The 20,186-nt window shown below is 40.2% G+C and carries 15 protein-coding genes and 1 pseudogene; 8 read left to right on the top strand and 8 right to left on the bottom strand.

Translation table 11 applies throughout. The features are described 5' to 3' along the window. Nucleotides 1–206: 206 nt before the first annotated feature. Both V7K42_RS11180 and V7K42_RS11185 read left to right on the top strand, forming a co-directional pair. Nucleotides 207–623, top strand: a complete 417-nt coding sequence (locus V7K42_RS11180) for a XisH family protein (protein ID WP_334916135.1) — start codon at nt 207–209, stop codon at nt 621–623. Further along, nucleotides 611–946 (top strand): XisI protein, encoded by a 336-nt coding sequence (locus V7K42_RS11185; RefSeq protein WP_334916136.1) that lies wholly within the window; start codon nt 611–613, stop codon nt 944–946. The genes V7K42_RS11180 and V7K42_RS11185 overlap by 13 nt, the downstream gene beginning before the upstream one ends. Nucleotides 947–1,031: 85 nt before the next feature. On the opposite strand, the gene trxB is transcribed toward V7K42_RS11185, so the two are convergent. Beyond that, entirely contained in the window at nt 1,032–2,402 is a 1,371-nt protein-coding gene (gene trxB, locus V7K42_RS11190; protein ID WP_334916138.1) for a thioredoxin-disulfide reductase, read from the bottom strand. A 329-nt stretch (nt 2,403–2,731) separates the two neighbouring features. Between trxB and V7K42_RS11195 the strand changes: the two are divergent. The 3 genes and pseudogenes from V7K42_RS11195 to V7K42_RS11205 all read left to right on the top strand — a co-directional run. Next, nucleotides 2,732–2,824: pseudogene (locus V7K42_RS11195) on the top strand (Uma2 family endonuclease); the annotation flags it as partial. A gap of 200 nt (nt 2,825–3,024) precedes the next feature. Continuing rightward, nucleotides 3,025–3,570 (top strand): type IV pilin-like G/H family protein, encoded by a 546-nt coding sequence (locus V7K42_RS11200; protein WP_334916140.1) that lies wholly within the window; start codon nt 3,025–3,027, stop codon nt 3,568–3,570. A 191-nt stretch (nt 3,571–3,761) separates the two neighbouring features. Continuing rightward, nucleotides 3,762–5,981: an O-linked N-acetylglucosamine transferase, SPINDLY family protein gene (locus V7K42_RS11205; protein WP_334916142.1), complete on the top strand. Its 2,220-nt coding sequence runs from the start codon at nt 3,762–3,764 to the stop codon at nt 5,979–5,981. Nucleotides 5,982–6,107: 126 nt separating this feature from the next. On the opposite strand, the gene V7K42_RS11210 is transcribed toward V7K42_RS11205, so the two are convergent. The 4 genes from V7K42_RS11210 to V7K42_RS11225 form a co-directional block, all read right to left on the bottom strand. Continuing rightward, on the bottom strand, nt 6,108–6,740 hold the full coding sequence (locus tag V7K42_RS11210; protein ID WP_334916144.1) for a transposase: 633 nt from the start codon (nt 6,738–6,740) through the stop codon (nt 6,108–6,110). Between the two features lie 85 nt (nt 6,741–6,825). After that, nucleotides 6,826–8,499, bottom strand: a complete 1,674-nt coding sequence (locus V7K42_RS11215) for an O-linked N-acetylglucosamine transferase, SPINDLY family protein (protein WP_334916146.1) — start codon at nt 8,497–8,499, stop codon at nt 6,826–6,828. Beyond that, nucleotides 8,496–12,314: an FkbM family methyltransferase gene (locus V7K42_RS11220; protein ID WP_334916148.1), complete on the bottom strand. Its 3,819-nt coding sequence runs from the start codon at nt 12,312–12,314 to the stop codon at nt 8,496–8,498. The genes V7K42_RS11215 and V7K42_RS11220 overlap by 4 nt, the downstream gene beginning before the upstream one ends. A 39-nt stretch (nt 12,315–12,353) precedes the next feature. Beyond that, entirely contained in the window at nt 12,354–12,749 is a 396-nt protein-coding gene (locus V7K42_RS11225) for a tetratricopeptide repeat protein (RefSeq protein WP_334916150.1), read from the bottom strand. Nucleotides 12,750–12,800: 51 nt separating this feature from the next. Between V7K42_RS11225 and V7K42_RS11230 the strand changes: the two genes are divergently transcribed. Beyond that, nucleotides 12,801–13,001 (top strand): hypothetical protein, encoded by a 201-nt coding sequence (locus V7K42_RS11230; RefSeq protein ID WP_334916152.1) that lies wholly within the window; start codon nt 12,801–12,803, stop codon nt 12,999–13,001. Between the two features lie 615 nt (nt 13,002–13,616). Then, nucleotides 13,617–13,835 (top strand): DUF4327 family protein, encoded by a 219-nt coding sequence (locus V7K42_RS11235; RefSeq protein WP_012407469.1) that lies wholly within the window; start codon nt 13,617–13,619, stop codon nt 13,833–13,835. Between the two features lie 112 nt (nt 13,836–13,947). Here V7K42_RS11235 and V7K42_RS11240 read toward each other — a convergent pair whose 3' ends face one another. From V7K42_RS11240 to V7K42_RS11255, 3 genes are all read right to left on the bottom strand, one after another. Further along, nucleotides 13,948–15,216, bottom strand: coding sequence for a protein kinase domain-containing protein (locus V7K42_RS11240; RefSeq protein WP_334916154.1), 1,269 nt, complete (start codon nt 15,214–15,216; stop codon nt 13,948–13,950). Nucleotides 15,217–15,445: 229 nt separating this feature from the next. Next, the gene (locus tag V7K42_RS11245; protein ID WP_334916156.1) at nt 15,446–17,440 is read right to left on the bottom strand and encodes a serine/threonine phosphatase; all 1,995 of its coding nucleotides are present in this window, start codon (nt 17,438–17,440) and stop codon (nt 15,446–15,448) included. Nucleotides 17,441–17,809: 369 nt separating this feature from the next. After that, nucleotides 17,810–18,526: a transporter substrate-binding domain-containing protein gene (locus tag V7K42_RS11255; RefSeq protein ID WP_442938554.1), complete on the bottom strand. Its 717-nt coding sequence runs from the start codon at nt 18,524–18,526 to the stop codon at nt 17,810–17,812. Between the two features lie 227 nt (nt 18,527–18,753). Between V7K42_RS11255 and V7K42_RS11260 the strand changes: the two genes are divergently transcribed. Next, complete coding sequence (locus V7K42_RS11260; protein WP_334916160.1) at nt 18,754–19,953, top strand: aminotransferase-like domain-containing protein; 1,200 nt, start codon at nt 18,754–18,756, stop codon at nt 19,951–19,953. The last annotated feature ends 233 nt before the right edge of the window (nt 19,954–20,186 follow it).

The following is a 20,186-nucleotide window of genomic DNA, read 5'->3' on the forward strand; positions in this document are numbered from 1 at the left end:
CTTGGCGGAAGTAAGCAGACCATTAAAACCTACAAAAATTCGGCGGACTGCAAGGCTTAAAAATGGTATGTGTATTTCCGCCGTGCTGTACTAGACTGAGAAAGAGGCGAGATTATGCTTTATTTTTTGTGGAGGTAAATTACCAGCCAACTGTTCCCACAAAGGTAAATGATTCCAAGTAAAGAAAGATTTTAATATACTTTGATATGCCTGCAAGAGATATTTATCATGATGCTGTTAAGAATGCCTTAATTAAAGAAAGCTGGATAATTACAGATGACCCCTTACATTTAAAGTGGGGTCAAAAAGATATGTATGTAGATTTAGGAGCCAAACAACTTTTAGCCGCAGAACAAGGAAGTAAAAAAATAGCTGTAGAAATTAAAAGTTTTGTCAGTCCCTCAGAAATGGCAGACCTCAAAGATGCCATTGGGGGATTTATTATGTATCGTGCTGTTATCCATCGCCTGGAACCAAAAAGAACATTATATTTGGCAGTGCGTAACAGCGTATTTACAGCTTTGTTTGAGGAACCAATTGGTACACTTTTAATAGAGACTGAAAATTTAAAGTTACTCGTTTTTAATCCAGAAACTGAGAGGATTATCCAATGGATACCTTAGATAATTATCGCCAGATCGTTAAAGAGGTATTAGTACCCTATACACAGATTCCTTATTCGCACGCAGCGATTGAATGTCAAGCAGTATTTGATAGCGAAAATGACAGTTATTTGCTGATAACTTTAGGCTGGGATAGTGTTAAGCGAATTCACGGTTGCTTAGTTCATATTGACATTATTAATGACAAAATTTGGGTACAACGGGATGATACAGAAGATGGTGTTACCTACGAGTTAGTAGCAGCAGGAATTCCTAAAGAGAAAATTGTTTTGGGATTTCACCCGCCAAATGTTAGGCAACACACAGGATATGCTATTGCCTAACACTTATTAAGGCTACTAATTAAGCGAACTGTAGCGGGTATTGGGTATTGGCGAAAGTCTTCCCCAGTCGCCAATACCTACTATCTCAAATATTGCTCTCAATTAACTGGCGGTATTCGCTCTTTTGCTTCACGCCTTTGACTTCCTTCACCAGTTCCTTGTCTTTGAACAATTGAACAGTTGGCGTTCCTGTCACACCAGCATTTTCAGCAATATCTCGATCTTTATCGATGTCAATTTCTACAAAGTGAATTTTGCTGTCAAATTCATCCACCACTTTATTTAAAATTGGCTTCAGGGTATGACAAGGGCCACAACCAGGAGAGACGTATTTAACCAAGACTAAGCGATCGCTTTCATGGAACAATTTCCGTAAAGCATATCCTCCCGCATGGCGCGTCTCATTTAAATTAAATCCAGCTTCTTCTTCGGCTTCAGTCTTTTTGGCTAGCTGATGTTCTAATTCATTGTCTGCTATTTCTGGTTGTTGATGGAATTCTTGAATTAAACCACTAGATGACAACCAACGTTCTGCCAACATCGCCGACATACAACCAGTACCCGCAGCCGTAATTGCTTGCCGAAATTTATGATCTTGTACGTCGCCAGCTGCAAAAACGCCTTCTACACTGGTTTCTACAGTACCGTGTTTGGTGACAACGTAACCCACTTCATCCAGTTCTAGCTGCCCTTTGAATAAAGAGGTGTTGGGACTGTGACCAACGGCGTAGAATAAACCCTTAGCGTGTAGTTTGCTTTCTTCACCAGTCTTGGTATTGCGGACTTTCACCCCTTCCATGTGACCATTACCGTAGATATCCACGGCTTCGGTGTTCCAATGCACCTGGATTTTTGGGTTGCTCAAAACCCTGTCTTGCATAGCTTTAGAAGCCCGCATTTTATCGGTGCGTACCAACATATTCACCTTAGAACCGTATTTGGTGAGGTAAATAGACTCTTCCGCCGCCGAGTCGCCAGCACCAATTACAGCCAATTCTGCGCCGTGAAAAATTGGTGTTGCACCATCACAAATTGCACAAGCAGAGATACCCCGACTCCAAAATTCGTGTTCGTTGGGTAAACCCAAACGCTTTGCTGTCGCACCCGTAGCAATGACAATGCTGTTGGTTTTTATTTCCCTTTCTTGCGATCGCACTGTAAATGGGCGCTCACTCAAGTCAACTGATATAACATCTTCAGTATATAGTTCCGCTCCCCAGCGCTCCGCTTGAGCCTTCATCTGATCCATCAGTTCCGGCCCAGTAATCCCTTGGGGAAACCCTGGAAAGTTCTCAACTTCCGTTGTTGTCATTAGTTGTCCACCAGGTAAACCCCCGGCTTGGAAACCTTCAAATACAACAGGTTTTAGGTTAGCGCGTCCAGCATAAATGGCGGCTGTGTAGCCTGCTGGGCCAGAACCGATAATTACCAAGTTTTCTACTGTTGGGTTAGTCATAAAATTATGTAAACTCATAACGACTACGTTTAATATAGCATAACAAATTGTGATTGGCTATGCCAGATGGTGAGCGATCGCCAAATGCTTACGGTACTTATGCTCAACACTTGCCAAACATCCTCTGAAGCGCTAAGACTGCTCTTGCAAATATTTCCTGATAGCTATTTATGGCAAACTATACAACCGTTTTTATTTGAATACAATACATTGTAACTTTTGGAAGTTAAGGTACGTATGATAGATATCAAAGCCTTATTTGGTGTATTATGTCCCTCACCATCACCGATTTAGAGCAACTACAAACTAAGCATCCAGAATGGCAGATGGTGTTGCAGAATGGAGACACACTTGTATTACCGGAGTTGCTACCTGGTTGGGAACTGGCGGTATCAGAACTGTGGCCACCTGAGTTTGAATAAAGCACTCTCAAAAATGAAGAATCTAGCCCTTGGTAAACACCAGGGGCTTAGTTATATCTGTGTCAATTGGGATGCAAAGATTTTGGATTGTGTAACCAGATATTGTCAAACTTTTTTTCTCAAGGTGATAGGAAAGCGATCGCAGTTGGGTAAGTTATATCTAGAACACACAAGCACTTCCTACCCCAGGGAAAACACTTATGAAAACTGAACTAAAAGCTAAATTTCTCCAACACATTCTCAACAAAAAGAAAAACGAAGAAGGTTTCACATTAATCGAATTGTTGGTTGTTATTATTATCATCGGTATTTTATCTGCGATCGCTCTACCTTCTTTCTTGAACCAAGCTAACAAAGCCAAGCAGTCAGAAGCTAAAACTTATGTAGGTTCAATGAACCGCGCGCAGCAAGCATTTTACTTGGAAAAAAACTCATTTGCATCTCAAGCTGATTTTGGTAACTTAGGTCTTGGTGTTGCAACACAAACCACAAATTACATATATAAAATTGCTGATGGTGGTGCTGGTAGTACCATAGCAACCAACCAAGCAAAAACAGTAGTTGATACCGCGCCTCTCAAAAGTTATGTCGGTGGTGTGGGTGTGGTAGTTCAAGCTGGTACCAGTGAAGCTACTACTGTAGCTATTTTGTGTGAAGCCGACAAACCAAGAGTTAACAGTGGTGCGGATGTAGCTTCTGCTACTACTACTACTGGTTGTCCCGCGAACTTCAGCGCTTTGAAATAAGTAGAGAAGGGACTTACTGCGTGAGAATATAGTTTGTCTAAGCCGCTGCATACCAAAATCAATTCTTTATGTAGTTTGTATTGAAGTAAATTAGGTATTTTTCAAAGTGGGTAGATTATTCTATCCACTTTATTTCCATTATGTGAGTTATTCACAATATATTGCCCATACACTTTCCCACAAAAATTACAATGATTACTGATACATATAATTGGCAAAACCAGGCTGAAGAATACTTCCTTCAAGAAAACTATCTGCAAGCGTCAAAATTATACGAGCAAGCAATAGTAATAGAACCAAAGACTATTTCATATTATTGGCACTTAGGATTGATATTACTATTACAAGGGCAAGAAGTAGAAGCTCAAATGACTTGGATGCTGCCAATGACAGACGCAGATGAAGAGCAGTTACAAATTTGGGCAAATGAACTATTTCAATTTTTGCAAATAGAAGCAGAAAGGCGTGAAACACTGGCGGAATATTCTCTAGCTTGGTTAATCCGTCAGCATATGCGGGAAATTAATCCTAGTTATATAAATAATTTGCTTCAAATTCTTATACTTTCTATCAAATTACAAAAATTTGAAGCAATTGATGATTTGAATGAGTGGGGATTAATTGAAGCCTTAATCAAAAAAGAAAATATAGAAATTGATCTTGGATTATTAATCCAAGTTTTAAAAGAGTTTTTAAATACTATACCCTTACATCCAGTCAATCTGAATTTAATAGAAGCTAGCCTGTCTTATTTCTCTGACCCTCATCAATGTTTTTCTATACTACTTCCTGCTGCTCTGGAAATTGGTCATACTTTACTAAAGCCTGTACTAGCATCATCTCTTCTAGAATTGCATTTGCGGCTGGAGCCAGATAATGTAGAAATTTTGCGACACTTAGCGACTTTTTATCAAGATGCTCGTAATTATTCTCAAGGCATAGAGACAGCTAGGTTGTGTTATTCCTTATCAGAAGGCTTGGCTGATAAAATTTTTGCACTCCATTTAGTTTTAAGGGGTCTAATGTCAGCAGGGGGATATTGGCAAGAGATATGTATAACTTATCAAGAATTGGAAACCGTTTTTCAACAGTTTATTAAAGCCCGACCAAGTGCTTTAGAAGAAGGAAGAATATTACGGTTGCTTTCGCCATCCTTTGCAATACCTCATATTAAAGATGCTCCTGCTAAATTTCGAGCTATTCATAATCAGGTAGCTGAGATTTTTAATACTTATATTAAAAATATTGCTGAATCAGAAGGAAAAAACTATGCTCGTCAAATTATTAATAATCAATCTTTAATGCACCATTCAAAGAAGCTAAAAATTGGTTATGTATCTTACGCTTTTAGGAGTCATTCTGTTGGTTGGCTATGTCGCTGGTTGTTTCAACATCATAATCGGGATAAATTTGATATTTATACTTATTTTATTAACTACAAACTAGTAAACGACCATCTCCAAGAATGGTATCTAAGTCAGGGAGGAGAAGTTCGTAAACTAGGTATGAATGGTCTAGAAATTGCTGACAATATATATCAAGATGAAATTGATATTTTAGTTGACCTTGATAGCGTCACTCTAGATATTACTTGTGAAGTGATGGCACTAAAGCCAGCCCCGATTCAAGTTACTTGGCTGGGGTGGGATGCATCAGGTATACCTGCAATTGATTACTTTATCGCAGATCCTTATGTACTACCAGATGATGCACAAAATTACTATACAGAGAAAATCTGGCGGTTACCTCAAACTTATATAGCAGTAGATGGTTTTGAAGTTGGTGTACCAACTCTTCGCCGCGATGACTTGGATATTCCTATGGATGCCGTTGTATATCTCAGCGCCCAAAGAGGATGTAAACGCCATCCAGAAACGGCAAAGTGGCAAATGCAAATTATCAAACAAGTACCTAACAGCTACTTTTTGATTAAAGGATTTGCTGAGGAAGAAACAATTAAACGCTTCTTTTACCAAATTGCCGAAGAAGAAGGCGTAGATTATTCTCGGTTACGATTTTTACCACTGGTTCATTCAGAGTTAGTTCATCGTGCTAATTTAGGCGTTGCTGATATTGTATTAGATACATTTCCCTACAACGGAGCGACAACAACCCTAGAAACATTGTGGATGGGTATCCCTTTGGTGACACGAGTCGGTGAACAGTTTGCAGCGCGTAACAGCTACACGATGATGATGAATGCGGGTATCACAGAAGGCATTGCCTGGACTGATGAAGAGTATATAGAATGGGGTGTCCGCTTAGGGAAGGATGAAGTTTTACGCCAGCAAGTTGCTTTGAAGTTGAAAGCATCGCGGCAAACAGCACCCCTGTGGAATGGCAAACAATTTACCCGTGACATGGAAAAGGCTTACGAGCAAATGTGGGAGAGGTATATTGAGAAAAAATAAGCTCGTAGTCAACGTTTAAACCCTCAAACTAAATATTGGGTTAGTACTTTGTGAAGCTAGTTTTGAGGGTTTGTAGTAAGCACTTCAGTGCTTAGAAAATAAGGACTAAAGTCCTTACTACAAACATTAAAAATTATCCCAATCTTTACCATAATCTTGCACTGGATATTGAGTCCAACAATCACGCAGCCATTGCCGTCCAAAAGTTTGTAAATACCAGTGAACACTACTTTCAACCCAGTCGTAAGGAGATTTCACTAAACCATGTTTAACTGGGTTGTAATGAATATAGTTAACAGTTGTATAATAATGTCTTTCCGAGCGAATAGCGCGATCGCTCCAACGATACCAAATTTTTCTCTTAGTAATATTGTCTTCCATATTCCACTGGCGAGAAACCAAAGCATGTATTCTCCGAAAAAAGTCACTCAATACATCAAAATTTACAACCTGGACTAGCAAATGATAGTGATTAGGTAAAACAACCCAAGCACATATTCTTAAGTTTGTAGTGGGCGCTTCAGCGCTCCTCTCTTCATTTCCACTTCCACCAAACTTATCAAAAATCAAATCTAACAGTTGCTGACGACGAGATTCAGTATTTATATGACACTTATGTTCATAACAAGCTACCGTTGGCAGGTAAAATTGTTTATCTCGTATTTGATGTGCTGGTGAGTGTGGTGGATAACCCTGGCTTAAGCGATGTTCTACTAGTTCAGCTTTTTGTTCTGTTGTAAGTTTCCGATATTCATACATATATTTTTAAGCACTAAAGTTCCTACTACAAACAATTCAAAAGTTCGTAGTGAGGACTAAAGTCCTCCTCCTGTATAATTCAAATTTAAGCACTGAAGTGCTTACTACAAACTTGTTTATAGAAGGCTTCTAAGCCTTCAACACAAGCTTTATCATCAAAGAGACGATCGTGATTTTGGCTTATTCTTTCCGAAATAGTGCCTCGCCAAGCTGGGTCTAGCCCTAATTTGACAGCAATTTTGATGTATTGTGCTTCATTTTCAGCTATGGTATCTGTCACTCCTAGCATTTTCAGGAAGCTGTCAGAGTGACGACCCCGCATAAATTCTCCAGGACAGGTAACAATTGGGAGATTACAAGCGATCGCTTCTAAGGTAGTATTACCACCAGACCACGTGAATGTATCTAGATAAACGTCTGAAAGTAAGTTAATCATTAGATAGTCCAGTCGCTCTGGAATACTGAGAAATAAACAATAATCCTCGCTGTTCAAACCGATAGCAGCAAAAGCACGCTTCAGGCGTGGCTGAAGTAAAGTACCACGCAAAAACACAAATTTAGCTTGCGGAATACGACGAGCAATTTCTGCAAAAATAAAATCATATTGCGGTAGATACTTGAAAGGAGCTTGGCAGCATAAATAGATGACTGCATCATCTGGTAGCTGAAAATCTGAGCGGGTTTTGATAACTGGTGGAATATACGGTTTAGGATAAGAAACCCCAATATTAGGCAAGCGAATTAATTTTTCCGAATAATGCTCTTGGGCATTTTCAGGTTCCATTAACTCACTAGACAAAAAGTAATCAATTGTGGGTAAGCCAGTTGTTACCGGATGTCCCCAAGCTGTACATTGTACAGGCGCAAGCCGCAGACCTGCCATTTGCATAGTTTGCGGATTCATGCCAATTTCAGGAAAAACTAAAATGTGCAGCTTATCAGCAATTATCTGTTCGCAGGCTGCTGATAAATTATGAGGAATATGGTGAAAAACATCACTATATTCTTTAAATTGTTGGGTAATTGGATCTGGTTCATTTCCTGTGTAATAACAGTAGATTTCAAAGTTTTCATGATTGCTATAACGCAACCAACCTGTTAACCAAAGTGTTCCACTATAAGAATGCAGGTAATGGGAAACGTAACCAATACGAATTTTGTTATTAGGCTTAAGTTTAGGCATAGATAAAGTAACGACCCATTGTGGATAGTTAACACCCATAACTTCATGCACTAATTTTCCATATTGGCGTTGCAAATCTATATCATTTTGTGCTTGAAATGATAGGTAAAAATTTGTGAGGCGACCTATACCTGCCAAAGCACTATTTTGTTCTTCTGTAGTTTGAAGCGATGTTTGCTGAATTAAATCTTGCAGCCCTTGGGTGTAGCGCTGGCGAAAAAAGTTAATTTCCGCCTGATTCTCATATATTGATGGAACTGTTAAATATTTGAGGAGTTGAAAAGTATAATCATCAGGGAAGCATTTTGCAGCATTATCTGCACTTAAAATTGCTTCTTGAATACGTCTATTCTGCCGCAAATCGATGATTAATGAAAAATGTAGTCTTTCATCTTTAGGGTGAAGTTTAATTCCTTGTTGAAGAGTATTAAAATATTCATTTAAGAGGTTTAACTGTCTATAGCAATGGCTCAAGTTCCAATAAATATCTACATCACCTGATTGGATTTCTAGGAGTTTTTGATATTGTGCGATCGCTTCTTGCCATCTCCCTTCACTGAAAAATTTATTGCTCAAGCAAAAAAAAACTGTTTAGTTTGTGCTTGGCTAAATTCTTCTATTTGGTAAGATGTTATAGTTTCTATTTTTTGTCGAATCAGTGCATTTTTATCTTCGTATTCCAAAATAATTCTTGCATGTATCCGAGGTAGCAAAGCTTCCCACTGAATATCAGCCAATTTTTCTACTATAGAAATTTCTAATCTTTCGGTAACATCTAAATCTTGGTGTACCAAAAGATTCATAACCACACTAGATAAAAAGAGTTCTGCATCTTCACCACCAATATTACCAGTATCGATAAGTAGGGTAGTTATTTCATTATTAGGATGAGTAGCAATCGCCTTCATCACTTGTTCCAATTCTAAACCGATTAACTCTTCTGGTTGCGACCAATCTGGGAAAATAATTAAATTAATCTCATTAAGATTGAAAGACAGAAGAGTAGCATCAATCAAGGCAGAACTTACAGTTTGCGCCATGTTTGACCAAGAGAAATTTTTCGCCTGTGTTAAACCCGCAGTAATTAAAGAGTAACGAATACTAGGCTTTTGCACCTCACAAAGTGCATTTGCCAGTTCATCAACATCATCATTGACATATATTGCTGCGTCTCCTGCTACTTCTGGAATGGAGGCATTAGGACAGGTGATAACTGGACAACCACAAGCCATTGCTTCAATCACAGGCATTCCAAAACCTTCATATTTAGAAGGATAAATTAGTGCTAGAGCACCAGAGTAAGCTGTTGCTAACTCTTGATCGCTGAGTTGTAGCATATGAACAACGCTACCTGATGTGCTGGCTCTAAATTCCGGTGCTAATAAACCGCCGCTTCCTGTACAGATAATATCAAATCCATAACTATTGACAAGTTTTGAAAAACCTTGGAAGAACAAAATGCTATTTTTATAACCACTTCCACCACCAACTAAAATAAAGTATGGCTTTGTAATCCCGTATTTTGATTTAAAAGCATTAACCTCTTCAGATTTTCCTGGTGAAAAAGTACTGCTAACTCCGCAATGAGCTACAGTAATAGACTCTATAGGTATGTCAGTAAAACAGCGTGCCAAGTCATTTGCTGTATGTTCTGAAATTGCTATATAAGCAGATGCATATTGAATACCCTGATGCTTCTCTCGCCACATGGGATTATCCATATCCCATCCCATAACTTCTGGAATCATGTCGTATGCCATGAACACAGAAGGCGTTGTAGTCGGCGTTGTATAGTAAGAAGAGATAAATAAATCTGTGCCTTCTTCATCGCAAACTTGCTGTAGCATTTCCCGGTCAGCATTAGTATTGTTATAGTCATAATGTGGAATACTGCGATATCTAATACCAGGAATTTTGGGAGCAGTTCCAGCTCGATCAAGTACAACGATATGCCTAGCAAATCCACTGTTTACCCATTCTTCTAACAAAGATTTCCAGACACGCGCAATACCAGTTTGGTAAAGTTGGAAAAATACACCGTCAACCAGAATTATTGGTGTTGGTTTCTTAATCTGTACAACTTGTTGCTCCACTTCATCTGGTTGCAAGAATCGCCAACCATTGTTGCTAAGTTCTCTCTGTGCAATTGGTACTATACCGCATGATTCAACGGTATCAACCATTGTTTCATCTCTTACCCACGAAAAATATTCGCGTAACAGAACTGGAAATTTAGTTGTTTCCTGCAAAGCTTTCCATTGTGAAACAGCATTGCTATAACCGTAGTATTGCTCTTTAAAGCGTAATTGTTCTGGTGTTACGTAGGCAAAATGTTGGAAAACTAAACCACGCTTTTCAGTATCTTGATGCAGAAAAGGATTTACTGCTGCAACATCCCGCCATTGTCCATTTGGCAAAGGTTCTTCTAGCCTTGGTGGTTCATGTGCTACCCACATTAATCCTGGTTTATATCTCCAAGTTCGCAACCACTCTTGTCTGGGATTTTGGGCGTAACAATTACGACTACTGATAATTATTTTTTCTCCTACAAAATACCAGCACCAATAGAAAGCAGCAGTTTTCTCCGGATTATCAATAAACATCTGTCGTGCAGTATAAATATGCTCAACTGTCCATAACTCATCTGCATCTATTTGCCATAGTAAACATTCTTCATTGATGTTTAACAATGGCTCATTAACCATTTCCCGTTTGCCATCCCAAAACACACCATCGGGCTTACGATAAACTGTAATATTATCGGGATATTGCTGTGTTAATTCATCCAAGTATTCTGTCGTACTGTCATTGCTATGACCATTATGATGGATTTCATCATTTATATATCCACCTAGCTTCAGACTCCATCCAGTATCGTGCTTTAATTCAGCAACACCTTCGACAATGTGCCAATGCCATTTAAAAGGAAGTTGTTTAAATATCTCAATGTGATAACGGATAAATGGTTGACCGTTGAGTACTATGGTAAAAAAGTGAATTGGTAAAGACGGAAAAGCAATATAATTTTCATAAAAAGAATCAGAATTTGTTACTTTTTCTCCAATATCTCCATTTCTATTTATACGATGGCACTCATAACCATGTTTAATCAAAATATCAAAACTAGATTGAGCATTGCGATTTAATCCCTCCAACATTTTTTGCGATATCTCAAACTGTATAAAATAAATATCTTTTTTTGTTAATAGTTCAGTTGCTCCTTGTAGCACATCAATTTCTGCTCCTTCAACATCAATTTTTAAATAATCAATTTTTTTAATGCCGTTGTTTTTACAAAAAGAATCGAGCGTAATTGTTTCGATAATTTCAGTATTGACAATAGGGACATATTGACCAGAGCCTTGGGGGTCTAACATTTGCGGTCTGCCAATACTATTCCATGCTGAAAAATCCTCCGAAAATTCGTTAAATGCGATTTGGGTATTATCAGAATAAACTGCTTTTTGGAATGAAACAACATTATGACATTTTGAGTTAATTAATCGGTCATTTAATTTATTAAAAGTACTCAACGTTGGTTCAAAAGAATAAACTTTGCCATGAGATCCTACTAATTTGCTTAACAAAATTGAATAGTCACCAACATTTGCCCCAATATCAAAAACCATCATTCCCGCATGCACAATTTTGCTAACTAGCAGTTGTTCAGATATTTCATACGGAGAAAAATAATTATTGATTTGCTCAATTCTCTTAAATATAGAGTAACCATTACGAACATCAGCGTTTTGAGCAAGTAGTACATAGTTTTGATCTGCAAGCAACTTTTGATGATTTCTATAGTTTTTAAATGTTGTGATATCGTCTAGACAAATAAAAGTGGCTCCATATACTTCATCTAATTCAGCTTGACCAGTAAATTCTGAACCGTCAATCAAAACTAAATCAAAAGAATCAATATTGTTTTCATTTTTAATGGCTTGAATTCCGTTATCAGATACTCCAGAATTATTTAGATACTCAATATCTTGTCGCAGCCAACCAAGTACACGCTCAAGAGGATAAAGATTTAGATTAGTATCATGGCTATTATAAAAATCACTAATTTCCTTTTCATCAGGAAAACTTTCTAGAGAAACAGAAGATATATTGTAGCATTTTACAAAATCTTCACCTTTATAATTATTTTTTAATTGAGTAAATCTAGCTCTTGAAATTTCCATACAAAACAATGTCGGCTTGTTAGGATTTTCCCGAAGCCCTGTTACAAATGCTTCGGTACTTCCTTGCCCTGAAGATGAACCAATTTCTAGAACTGTTTTAATATCTTCTTCTTTAGCAATTCTTTGAATAGCTGCATAAAATTCATCGTTTTTAATTTCCGGAGGAATCAAATGGTTCAGTTCAGAATCATCAATTTCGTGATTCATATTCATATTCTTATTCTTATTACTTGATTGTTTACTCTATTAATCGCTATTTCCCTCTTGTTTCTTAATCTGCTCTAATACAACTTTGTAATCTTGCCGTTCGGGGTGCAATTTCACCAGCTTTTCCAAAAGTTCTATCGCCCCTTTAGCATCCTTCAATTGCAACCGCACCAAAGATAGTTTCTCTAAAGCAAGTTGGTTTTCTGGTTCCCGTTGTAAAACCAACTCGTAACCCCGCGCCTGTTCCTGTAATACTGACTCAGGAGAAGCAGACGCAGTTGCTGGCTTAGGTTGACTAGCCTGTTGTATTGCCGGAATTATTGCAAATAACGTAGAACCAAAAAACGAGAACATCGACACTATCGTTAAAATTTTTTGTCGCTGCCGTATTTGCTTTTTACGGATAATTACGTATTCTTCATCAGAACTAGCCATGCCTCACATACTTGCTGTGGTAAATACTTAGGTATTAACAAGCCTCCCGTTATGAAGATACCCATCTGCTCAACAGAAACTAACATCCTCGCTAGAAATTTTTTACACAAAATTCAAATGCTGACTCTGAATCAGAGGGAACTTTATGGTAAAGCAAGGTTGCACCGACAATTTTGCCAGGCGATCGCTGCTATCCTTCAAAGCAAAACCCTCGAAGCCTTATTCACTGGGCATAAAATTAAAATTATATAAAGATTTGCGATTATTCTGCCTAATGCCAGATGCTTGCAGTACTATAAATAACGTTAAAAAGATCATAAATAGTGGAAATTTCCACTCAATTGCAAATTTCGCTGTCAGTCAAAAACTTTCAAACTAGTCCCTGTCATTTGGGTTTTTCAACAAGCAAATATATTTTTCACGATCCAAACAATATATTTCCCGGTTATCCTCAGTTACACTACATAGTGCAACTTCCCTGATGGCTGATTATTTTGCTCGGTGTCCACAATAGATATCTTACAAAAGGTAGTGTTGCACTCTAGTGGTTATGGGTTAAAAGAAAGAAGACGGGGAAAAGTTAAAGGGTAAATAGAAGCATCCTTTATCTCTTAACCCTTCCCTGTGAACCTTTACCCAATTTTTGCAAAATGTTTAAGGACAGCTTGGTGGAATTAGAGTTTTGTGGTGGTAATTACCGTACAAAACCGAATTTGCCAGTAATTTAGTAGAGTTTGTTATGGTATAGTTAAAAAGTTAAGACTAGCTTTACCAAAATTACACCACTCTACGACCCGGCAACAATTGCAAAATGGGAAGCAGTTTTAATTAAGTATTTACCAACAAAATCTGAATTCAATCGAGGTTATGACTCAGCAAGTGATTCACCCAATGGTGAAATTGCAGCGAAACGTGCAATCACTCATAGAATCGAATATTATCAAGCCAAGCGATAGCATCTGGAAAATCGCCTTGCTCTATGGTAATGAATGGCAACACTGGAAACAGGAACTGCTTGACTTTGGTTTTAGTATGCAAGATCCAGTTAGTGAATTGCTAGCTGTAGAAACTTGGGATGAAGAATAGAGATTAGGGACTGGTGGCTGGGGACTAGGGACTAGGAAATAATTCTTTTAACTGCTAACCCTCAGTGCCTATTTCGTAATACCCAGTCGCCAATACCCAATCTTTAGTCCGCCTATTGACAAGCAGCTAACGCCGCAGCTAATTCTTTGGCAGTTTGGTAGCGATCGCGCGGCAATGGTTCTGTAACGCGATCAATAACATCTCTTAATTGAGAACTGATGGTGGGAACTTTTGCCACATCAAACCTGAAGTTTCGCCCCCGTTGGCGGTAATACTTGAAAGGGTTTTCGCCTGTGAGCAGAAAAATCAGTGTTGGTCCAATCGCATACAAATCAGATTGAGTCAAAGGTTGTCCTCGTTCTTGTTCAGGAGCGCAATAACCTTCTGCACCAATCCGAGTACCAGGCGCTGTGCCAATTTCCTTAACTGCGCCAAAATCTAGCACCACTATGCGATTTAGTGAACTTCGCACCATCAGGTTAGCGGGTTTAATATCGCGGTGAATCAGTGGCGGCTCTTGGCTATGAAGATATTCTAAAATATCGCAGGTTTGAATCATCCAAGCGATCGCTTGACTTGGCGTAACTGGCCCAGTGGTATAGACACGTTTCTCTAAATCTTGTCCCTGGATTAGTTCCATTGCCAAGTATTTTTTTCCGCCTTCTACAAAGAAGTCGTAATATTTGGGAATTCCCGGATGGTTAAGGGATTTGAGAGTATGCGCCTCCCGCTCAAATAATTCTTGAGCCTTGGCAATTTTTACCATATCAGCATTCATTTGCTTTAACACCAGCAGTCGTGGGATACTCCCAATCTGACCAGTTCCATCCCAAGCGAGATAAGTAGTACCCATACCTCCTTGTCCGAGAGTTCGCAACACCTGATAATGGCGAATTTTGTGTTGTACAGAGAGAGGTTGCCCGCAGTGGATGCAAAACAGATTGTTTGGGGAGTTCCCTTCGTGCGTGCAAGTGTATTTACCTTCGGCTGAGTAGACTGTTGCAACCGCGTTTTCTTCTGCGCCTTGCATTTGTGGCGATCGCAAACCCGTTTCCAGTACTGTTATTTCCTGAATTTGGAATTGCAGTATTGGGCCTCCCTGTGCCAGTTGTAGAAGGGAATTATCTGGTAACGGACTCTGAATCACAAGGATACCGTTGAGGAAAGTCCCATTTGTACCCTGACTAATCAGCCGCCAACCACCGCCATTATCGGCAGAATCAACTTGTCTCAGTTCTAGATGATGCCGCGAAACTAAACTATCAGTTAAAACAACGTGATTATCTGCCGCTCGACCAATCCGAATTATGGAAGAGTTCTCAAAGCACCACTGCTGAAGGGGCGTTTTCTGTTGCGGTTCTAACAGAATCAGACTAACCACAATACAAACCTACAAGGTAAATGGATGACGGAATGGGGAATTTGGAATTTGGAATTTGGAATTGGGCATTAAACTATACACTCAATTAGGTTTAACCGCTTCTAAACGGATGGACAAAGTACCCTTGATTTATAAGGTTTTAAGGTTAATTTGAAGATATATCTACTGGGAATTAGTGATTGTTTTTATTACCCATTCCCAATTCCCTATTTCCAATGCCCATTTATTTTTAACTTTCCAGATTTGGGCGTACTTTTGCTCGAATAAGTATACCAGTAATGTTGTCATGACCATTGTATTGGTTTCCCAACTCAATTAAGTTCGTAACACCCTGTTCTAAGTTAGCGCCCGAACTAAGTAAGGGTTCTAAATGAGTGTGCCAATGGGTTTCTAGTAAATCATTATCTGAGAGACCGTCTGATGCCAACAGCAAAAGGGTATCTTCATTAATCTCCAAAAAGCCGACATCGGGATTAATCGAGTTTTCATCACGAGGCCCCAAAGCTTGGGTGAGTTGGTAGGCATCAGGGCGGGCGTAAGCTATACTTGCTTCCACTCCGCGCGTAATTTCCCGTTGCCCAACTTCGTGATCTACTGTGACTTGTTCTAGTCCCCGCTTGCGTGTCAGGCGATAGAGACGGCTATCTCCCACATGGGCAACTGCTGCTTGAGTATCTTGAATTAAGAGCATTACCAGGGTTGTACCCATGCGCCCCACTCCAGAACGGGCATCTTGTTGATTGAGTTTGTAAATTGCCTCATTAGCTAAATACACTGCCTCACGAATACTATCTTCTGTTGGCAGTTGGTTGGCAATCCAGTGTTCTTGAAAGTATTGCCGTAGGGTGTTGACTGCTAACTCACTGGCTATCTCGCCGCCAGCGTGTCCACCCATACCATCGCAGAGAATATATAAACCATGCCCTTCCAGAACTCGACTTTTAGGCAACTCCAACTTATGAATTTTGGTTTCAATGCCAAAGTAGTCTTCGTTATGATGACGTTGACGACCCACATCTGTGCGTCCTGCATCTTCCAAGCTACTTAACTGCATCGCCAGCACAACAGTTGGCATATCATCAATTCTGCTAATGATATCTTCTGGCTCATCTGATTGCGGCATAGTGGGCACAGCAGTATTTTTCTCCTTTATTGGGGTCTGAGTTGCGGTTCCTAGTGCTTCCAGTTCAATAGAGATTTCTTCCAAACGCGATCGCAATTGTGCGCTCGTGTGAATCTTACCTGCATCTAAATCTCCTAACATCTTGACTACAGAGCCAAATTGAGTGCGTTGAGATTGCCTAAATAGCGTTTGCCAAACCCGCCCCAAAGCTTGAATGGTTAACGGCTCGTCTGGAATAGCAGGTGTTTGGGCTTCGGCATCTTCTGGTGGTAACTCGGTAGCTGGCAGAGAACTTGATGATTCTATATACAACCTTTGTAGCGCCAGCGTTTGATCTTCATCCAATCGCAAATTCGACAAATCTAAAAGGCTTTGACGACAATTTACTGGTTCCAATAATGCCCAAAGTTGGGTCATTTGATAACACCAGTGTAAAATTTTTAACGAATTCGTCGTTTCTTCTTGCCACAGGTCAAGTAAAGGCTGCCAATGCGAGCGGTCTTCAATTATCACTACCTGTATATTCCCCTGCTGCCATGCATCGTGAATTACTGGTATCTCGCGCTGGCCTTGGGATTGTAAGGCAATATAAACTTTCGCAATGTGAGGAATTGCCCTTGCTTCCACTGAAGACGTTAACAAATCTGATTGCTGACTTGCTAGCATTGCCTCAATTGGCGATATTTGATACGGTTGGCAGTCTAAAACTCTCACACCTACATCAATGGTAGCAGTTTCCGTTTGGGCAGGTAGCGGATCTAACAATTGATAGCGTTTCTGAGAGTCTAAATAGGAGCCTAATGCAATCTGAGAAGTAGGGCATAGAGAAGACGAGGAAGATATTGCTTCCTCATTTCCCTCTACTACCACATTTCCCTCATCTTTCTCTACTCCGAAAGCTTCCCCAGTCGTTTCTTTAGCAATAATTGCCCAAAACACTGTTCCACATTCCGTGCCACAGTTATGACAACGTAGTGCATTCACAGGTACATCTTCGGTACTGCATTCAGGACAAATCTTGTGGGTCAGGGATGTGCCACAGCTTTGACAGAATTTGTTGCTATTGGGGTTTTCAAATTTACACTGAGGGCAAATCAGCATAGTGGAAGTTCCTTTATTCCCGCTCCAAGGTGCTTCTAGCCACTAAGATCCAAGGTGCCACAATTGGCTGTCCCTGACTAAAGTAGACTTACAAGAGATTGTAGTTTATCAATAAATGTTGGTGGCAGTATTAATTGTGACGCATATTAGATAAATATTTAATATATTGTGGAGAATGGGGCATGGGGACTGGCTACTAAGGACTGGGGACTAGGGACTAGGGAAGAGTTTCAAATATCAATCCTCAATCCCCAATCTCCAGTCCTTAGTAGCCAGTACCCAATGCTCAAGAGTTTGGCAATTGGGGAGGTTGGGCGTTAAACCATTTTTGATAAATTTGCTTGTAAGCGCCATTGGATAACAAAGTCGCTATACCTTTGTTAATTGCATCCATATGGGGGGAGTCTTTAGGTGTAGCAATGCCGTAGTATTCTTCAGTAAGTAGATCGGCAACAACTCTAATGCCTTTAAGTTTGCCATTTTTAATGGCATACAAAGTTGCGAAAGCATCGCTAACCACAGCATCAACATTGCGATATTGCGATTTGGCAAGTCTTGGAAAAATTCTGGCCCAGAATTAAAAGTGCTAATTTTGGCATTGGGGATGGTTTTGGCAAAATCTGCCCCAGTGGAACCAATTTGAACAGCGATTTTTTTACCTTTGAGACTATTGAAGTCTTGAATATTTTGGTTGTCTTCGCGGACAGCGATCGCTAGTCCAGCTTTAAAATAAGGTCGTGAAAAAGCAATTGTTTTTAGACGTTCGGGAGTAATGGTGATTCCGCTAATTGCTGCATCGACTCTTTTAGCTTGCAAGGTCGAAATCGTGCCATCAAAGGGCAGACTTTCAAACTGGACTGAAAAACCTGCTACTTTACCAATTGCATTCATCAAATCAATATCAAAGCCTTCCAAGTCACCGCTAGCTTTTTCGATTTCAAAAGGGACAAAGGTTGGATCTGTCGCCACCCTAAGAGGTATAGCATCTGGGTTCTTGGTGGGATAGAAATTTTTACAGGCAATAATCAGTAGCAGACAGCCTAAGCTGAGAATTAGCTGCTGCCACTTGACGTTAATTAATTTCACTGTAGTAATTCCGTTCTATCAGTCAATCTTCACGATCCTTGTCATGATGTTATAAGAAAGAATACATCCGTCAGTAGCCACAATCCACCATAAATTCTGGGCGGCTAACGAAAATTTAAGACCCCCACTCTCGTGAAGAGTTTAGATCGGAGGAAGCTTCCGATCAGACATTTAGCCAATTGCCTTCTTGTGTGTTCCGTATTCTGACTTCCAATCTTGAACTACTTATGGTTTCTACAACCCCTGCTTACCGAATTACTGATTTGTTCGCCGAACGAGCAAAAAACCTCGCACCACCAACCTACGGTACAGAGTTAAGCAAAATCGTCACTGTCAGCTTTGCCTACGGTCTAGCTGACCCAATTCTCTTTCCTCACGCTGACTTAGCTGCTGCAAGTGCCGTTGTGCTAGCAGAAGAGGCTCCGATCGCTCTCAATTACGGCCCACCTTCTGCTCAACTATACGAGCAAATTATCCTCCGTTTGCAGGCTAAAGGAATCGCTGCCGATCGCGATCGCCTAATCATTGGCTACGGTTCTGGTCAGATTCTTGGCTTGCTACCAGATGTATTTGTAGAACCTGGTGATGTGGTAATTGTGGAAGGGCCAACCTTCTTGGGAGTAGTTGCCAGATTTGTCCACGCTGGCGCACGCATAATTACCATTCCTGTGGATGAGTTGGGGATGGATGTAGATGCCCTAGAAGTAACATTGAACGATTTGAAGAAACAGGGCATCCGACCCAGATTTATTTATACTATTCCCACCTTTCATAATCCCACAGGCGCTACTATGCCGTTATTTCGCCGCCAAAAACTGGTAGCATTAGCGGCTGAGTATGGCGTTCTAGTGGTGGAAGACGATGCTTATAGCGATTTGCGCTTCCAAGGAGAAACGATGCCCTCCTTGGCAACTCTAGACCAAGAGGGATGGGTATTATATGTGAGTACCTTCTCGAAAATCATTGCGCCTGGTATCCGCCTGGGCTGGGCCTGTGGCGATCCAGCGATTATTGAGCGGTTGGCGATGTTCAAAAGTGAGGGGACTGTAGGGCCATTTGTCAGCCATGTAGTCGCCCGCTATTGTGCCACAGGGAAATTAGAGAATCATATTCAGGAGTTAATTGCTTGCTACAAACATAAGTGCAATTTGTTGTTAGAAGCGATCGCTCAAGAGTTTCCCAGTGATATAGTTGCCTTGCGTCCCGATGGCGGCTTTTTTGTTTGGTGTAAATTGCCACCAGATATCAGCGCCAAAGCACTCCTCATGGCTGCCAGTGAACACGGCATCAGTTTTCTGCCAGGAACTCGCTGCTATGCCAATGGACAGGGAGATGATGCCATCAGGTTAGCTTTTAGCTTTCAGCCAACACAGAAGATTGTTGAGGGAATCGCTACATTAGGGTCAGTTTTGCGCGGTTTCAGGTAATTCTTGAAGGAGGCAGGAGGCAGGAAGAGCGAATCAGTAGGGGTCGAATCCCATACTGATTTGAAGCCACTGAATAAGATTTCAGTGGGTGGTCAACCCTTGCTCCCTCTGGTCGCTGAAGGAGTCTAAAGGGCAGCTGGGAGCAATGCGATTTTGTGAGCAGGGGGAGCAGGGGATGCTCTTGAGGCAGGGGAAGAGAAAGAAACAAGTGTATTTATAGCTATAAAGGTCGT

Origin of the sequence: Nostoc sp. (assembly GCF_036917455.1) — a bacterium.
GTDB lineage: Bacteria > Cyanobacteriota > Cyanobacteriia > Cyanobacteriales > Nostocaceae > Nostoc.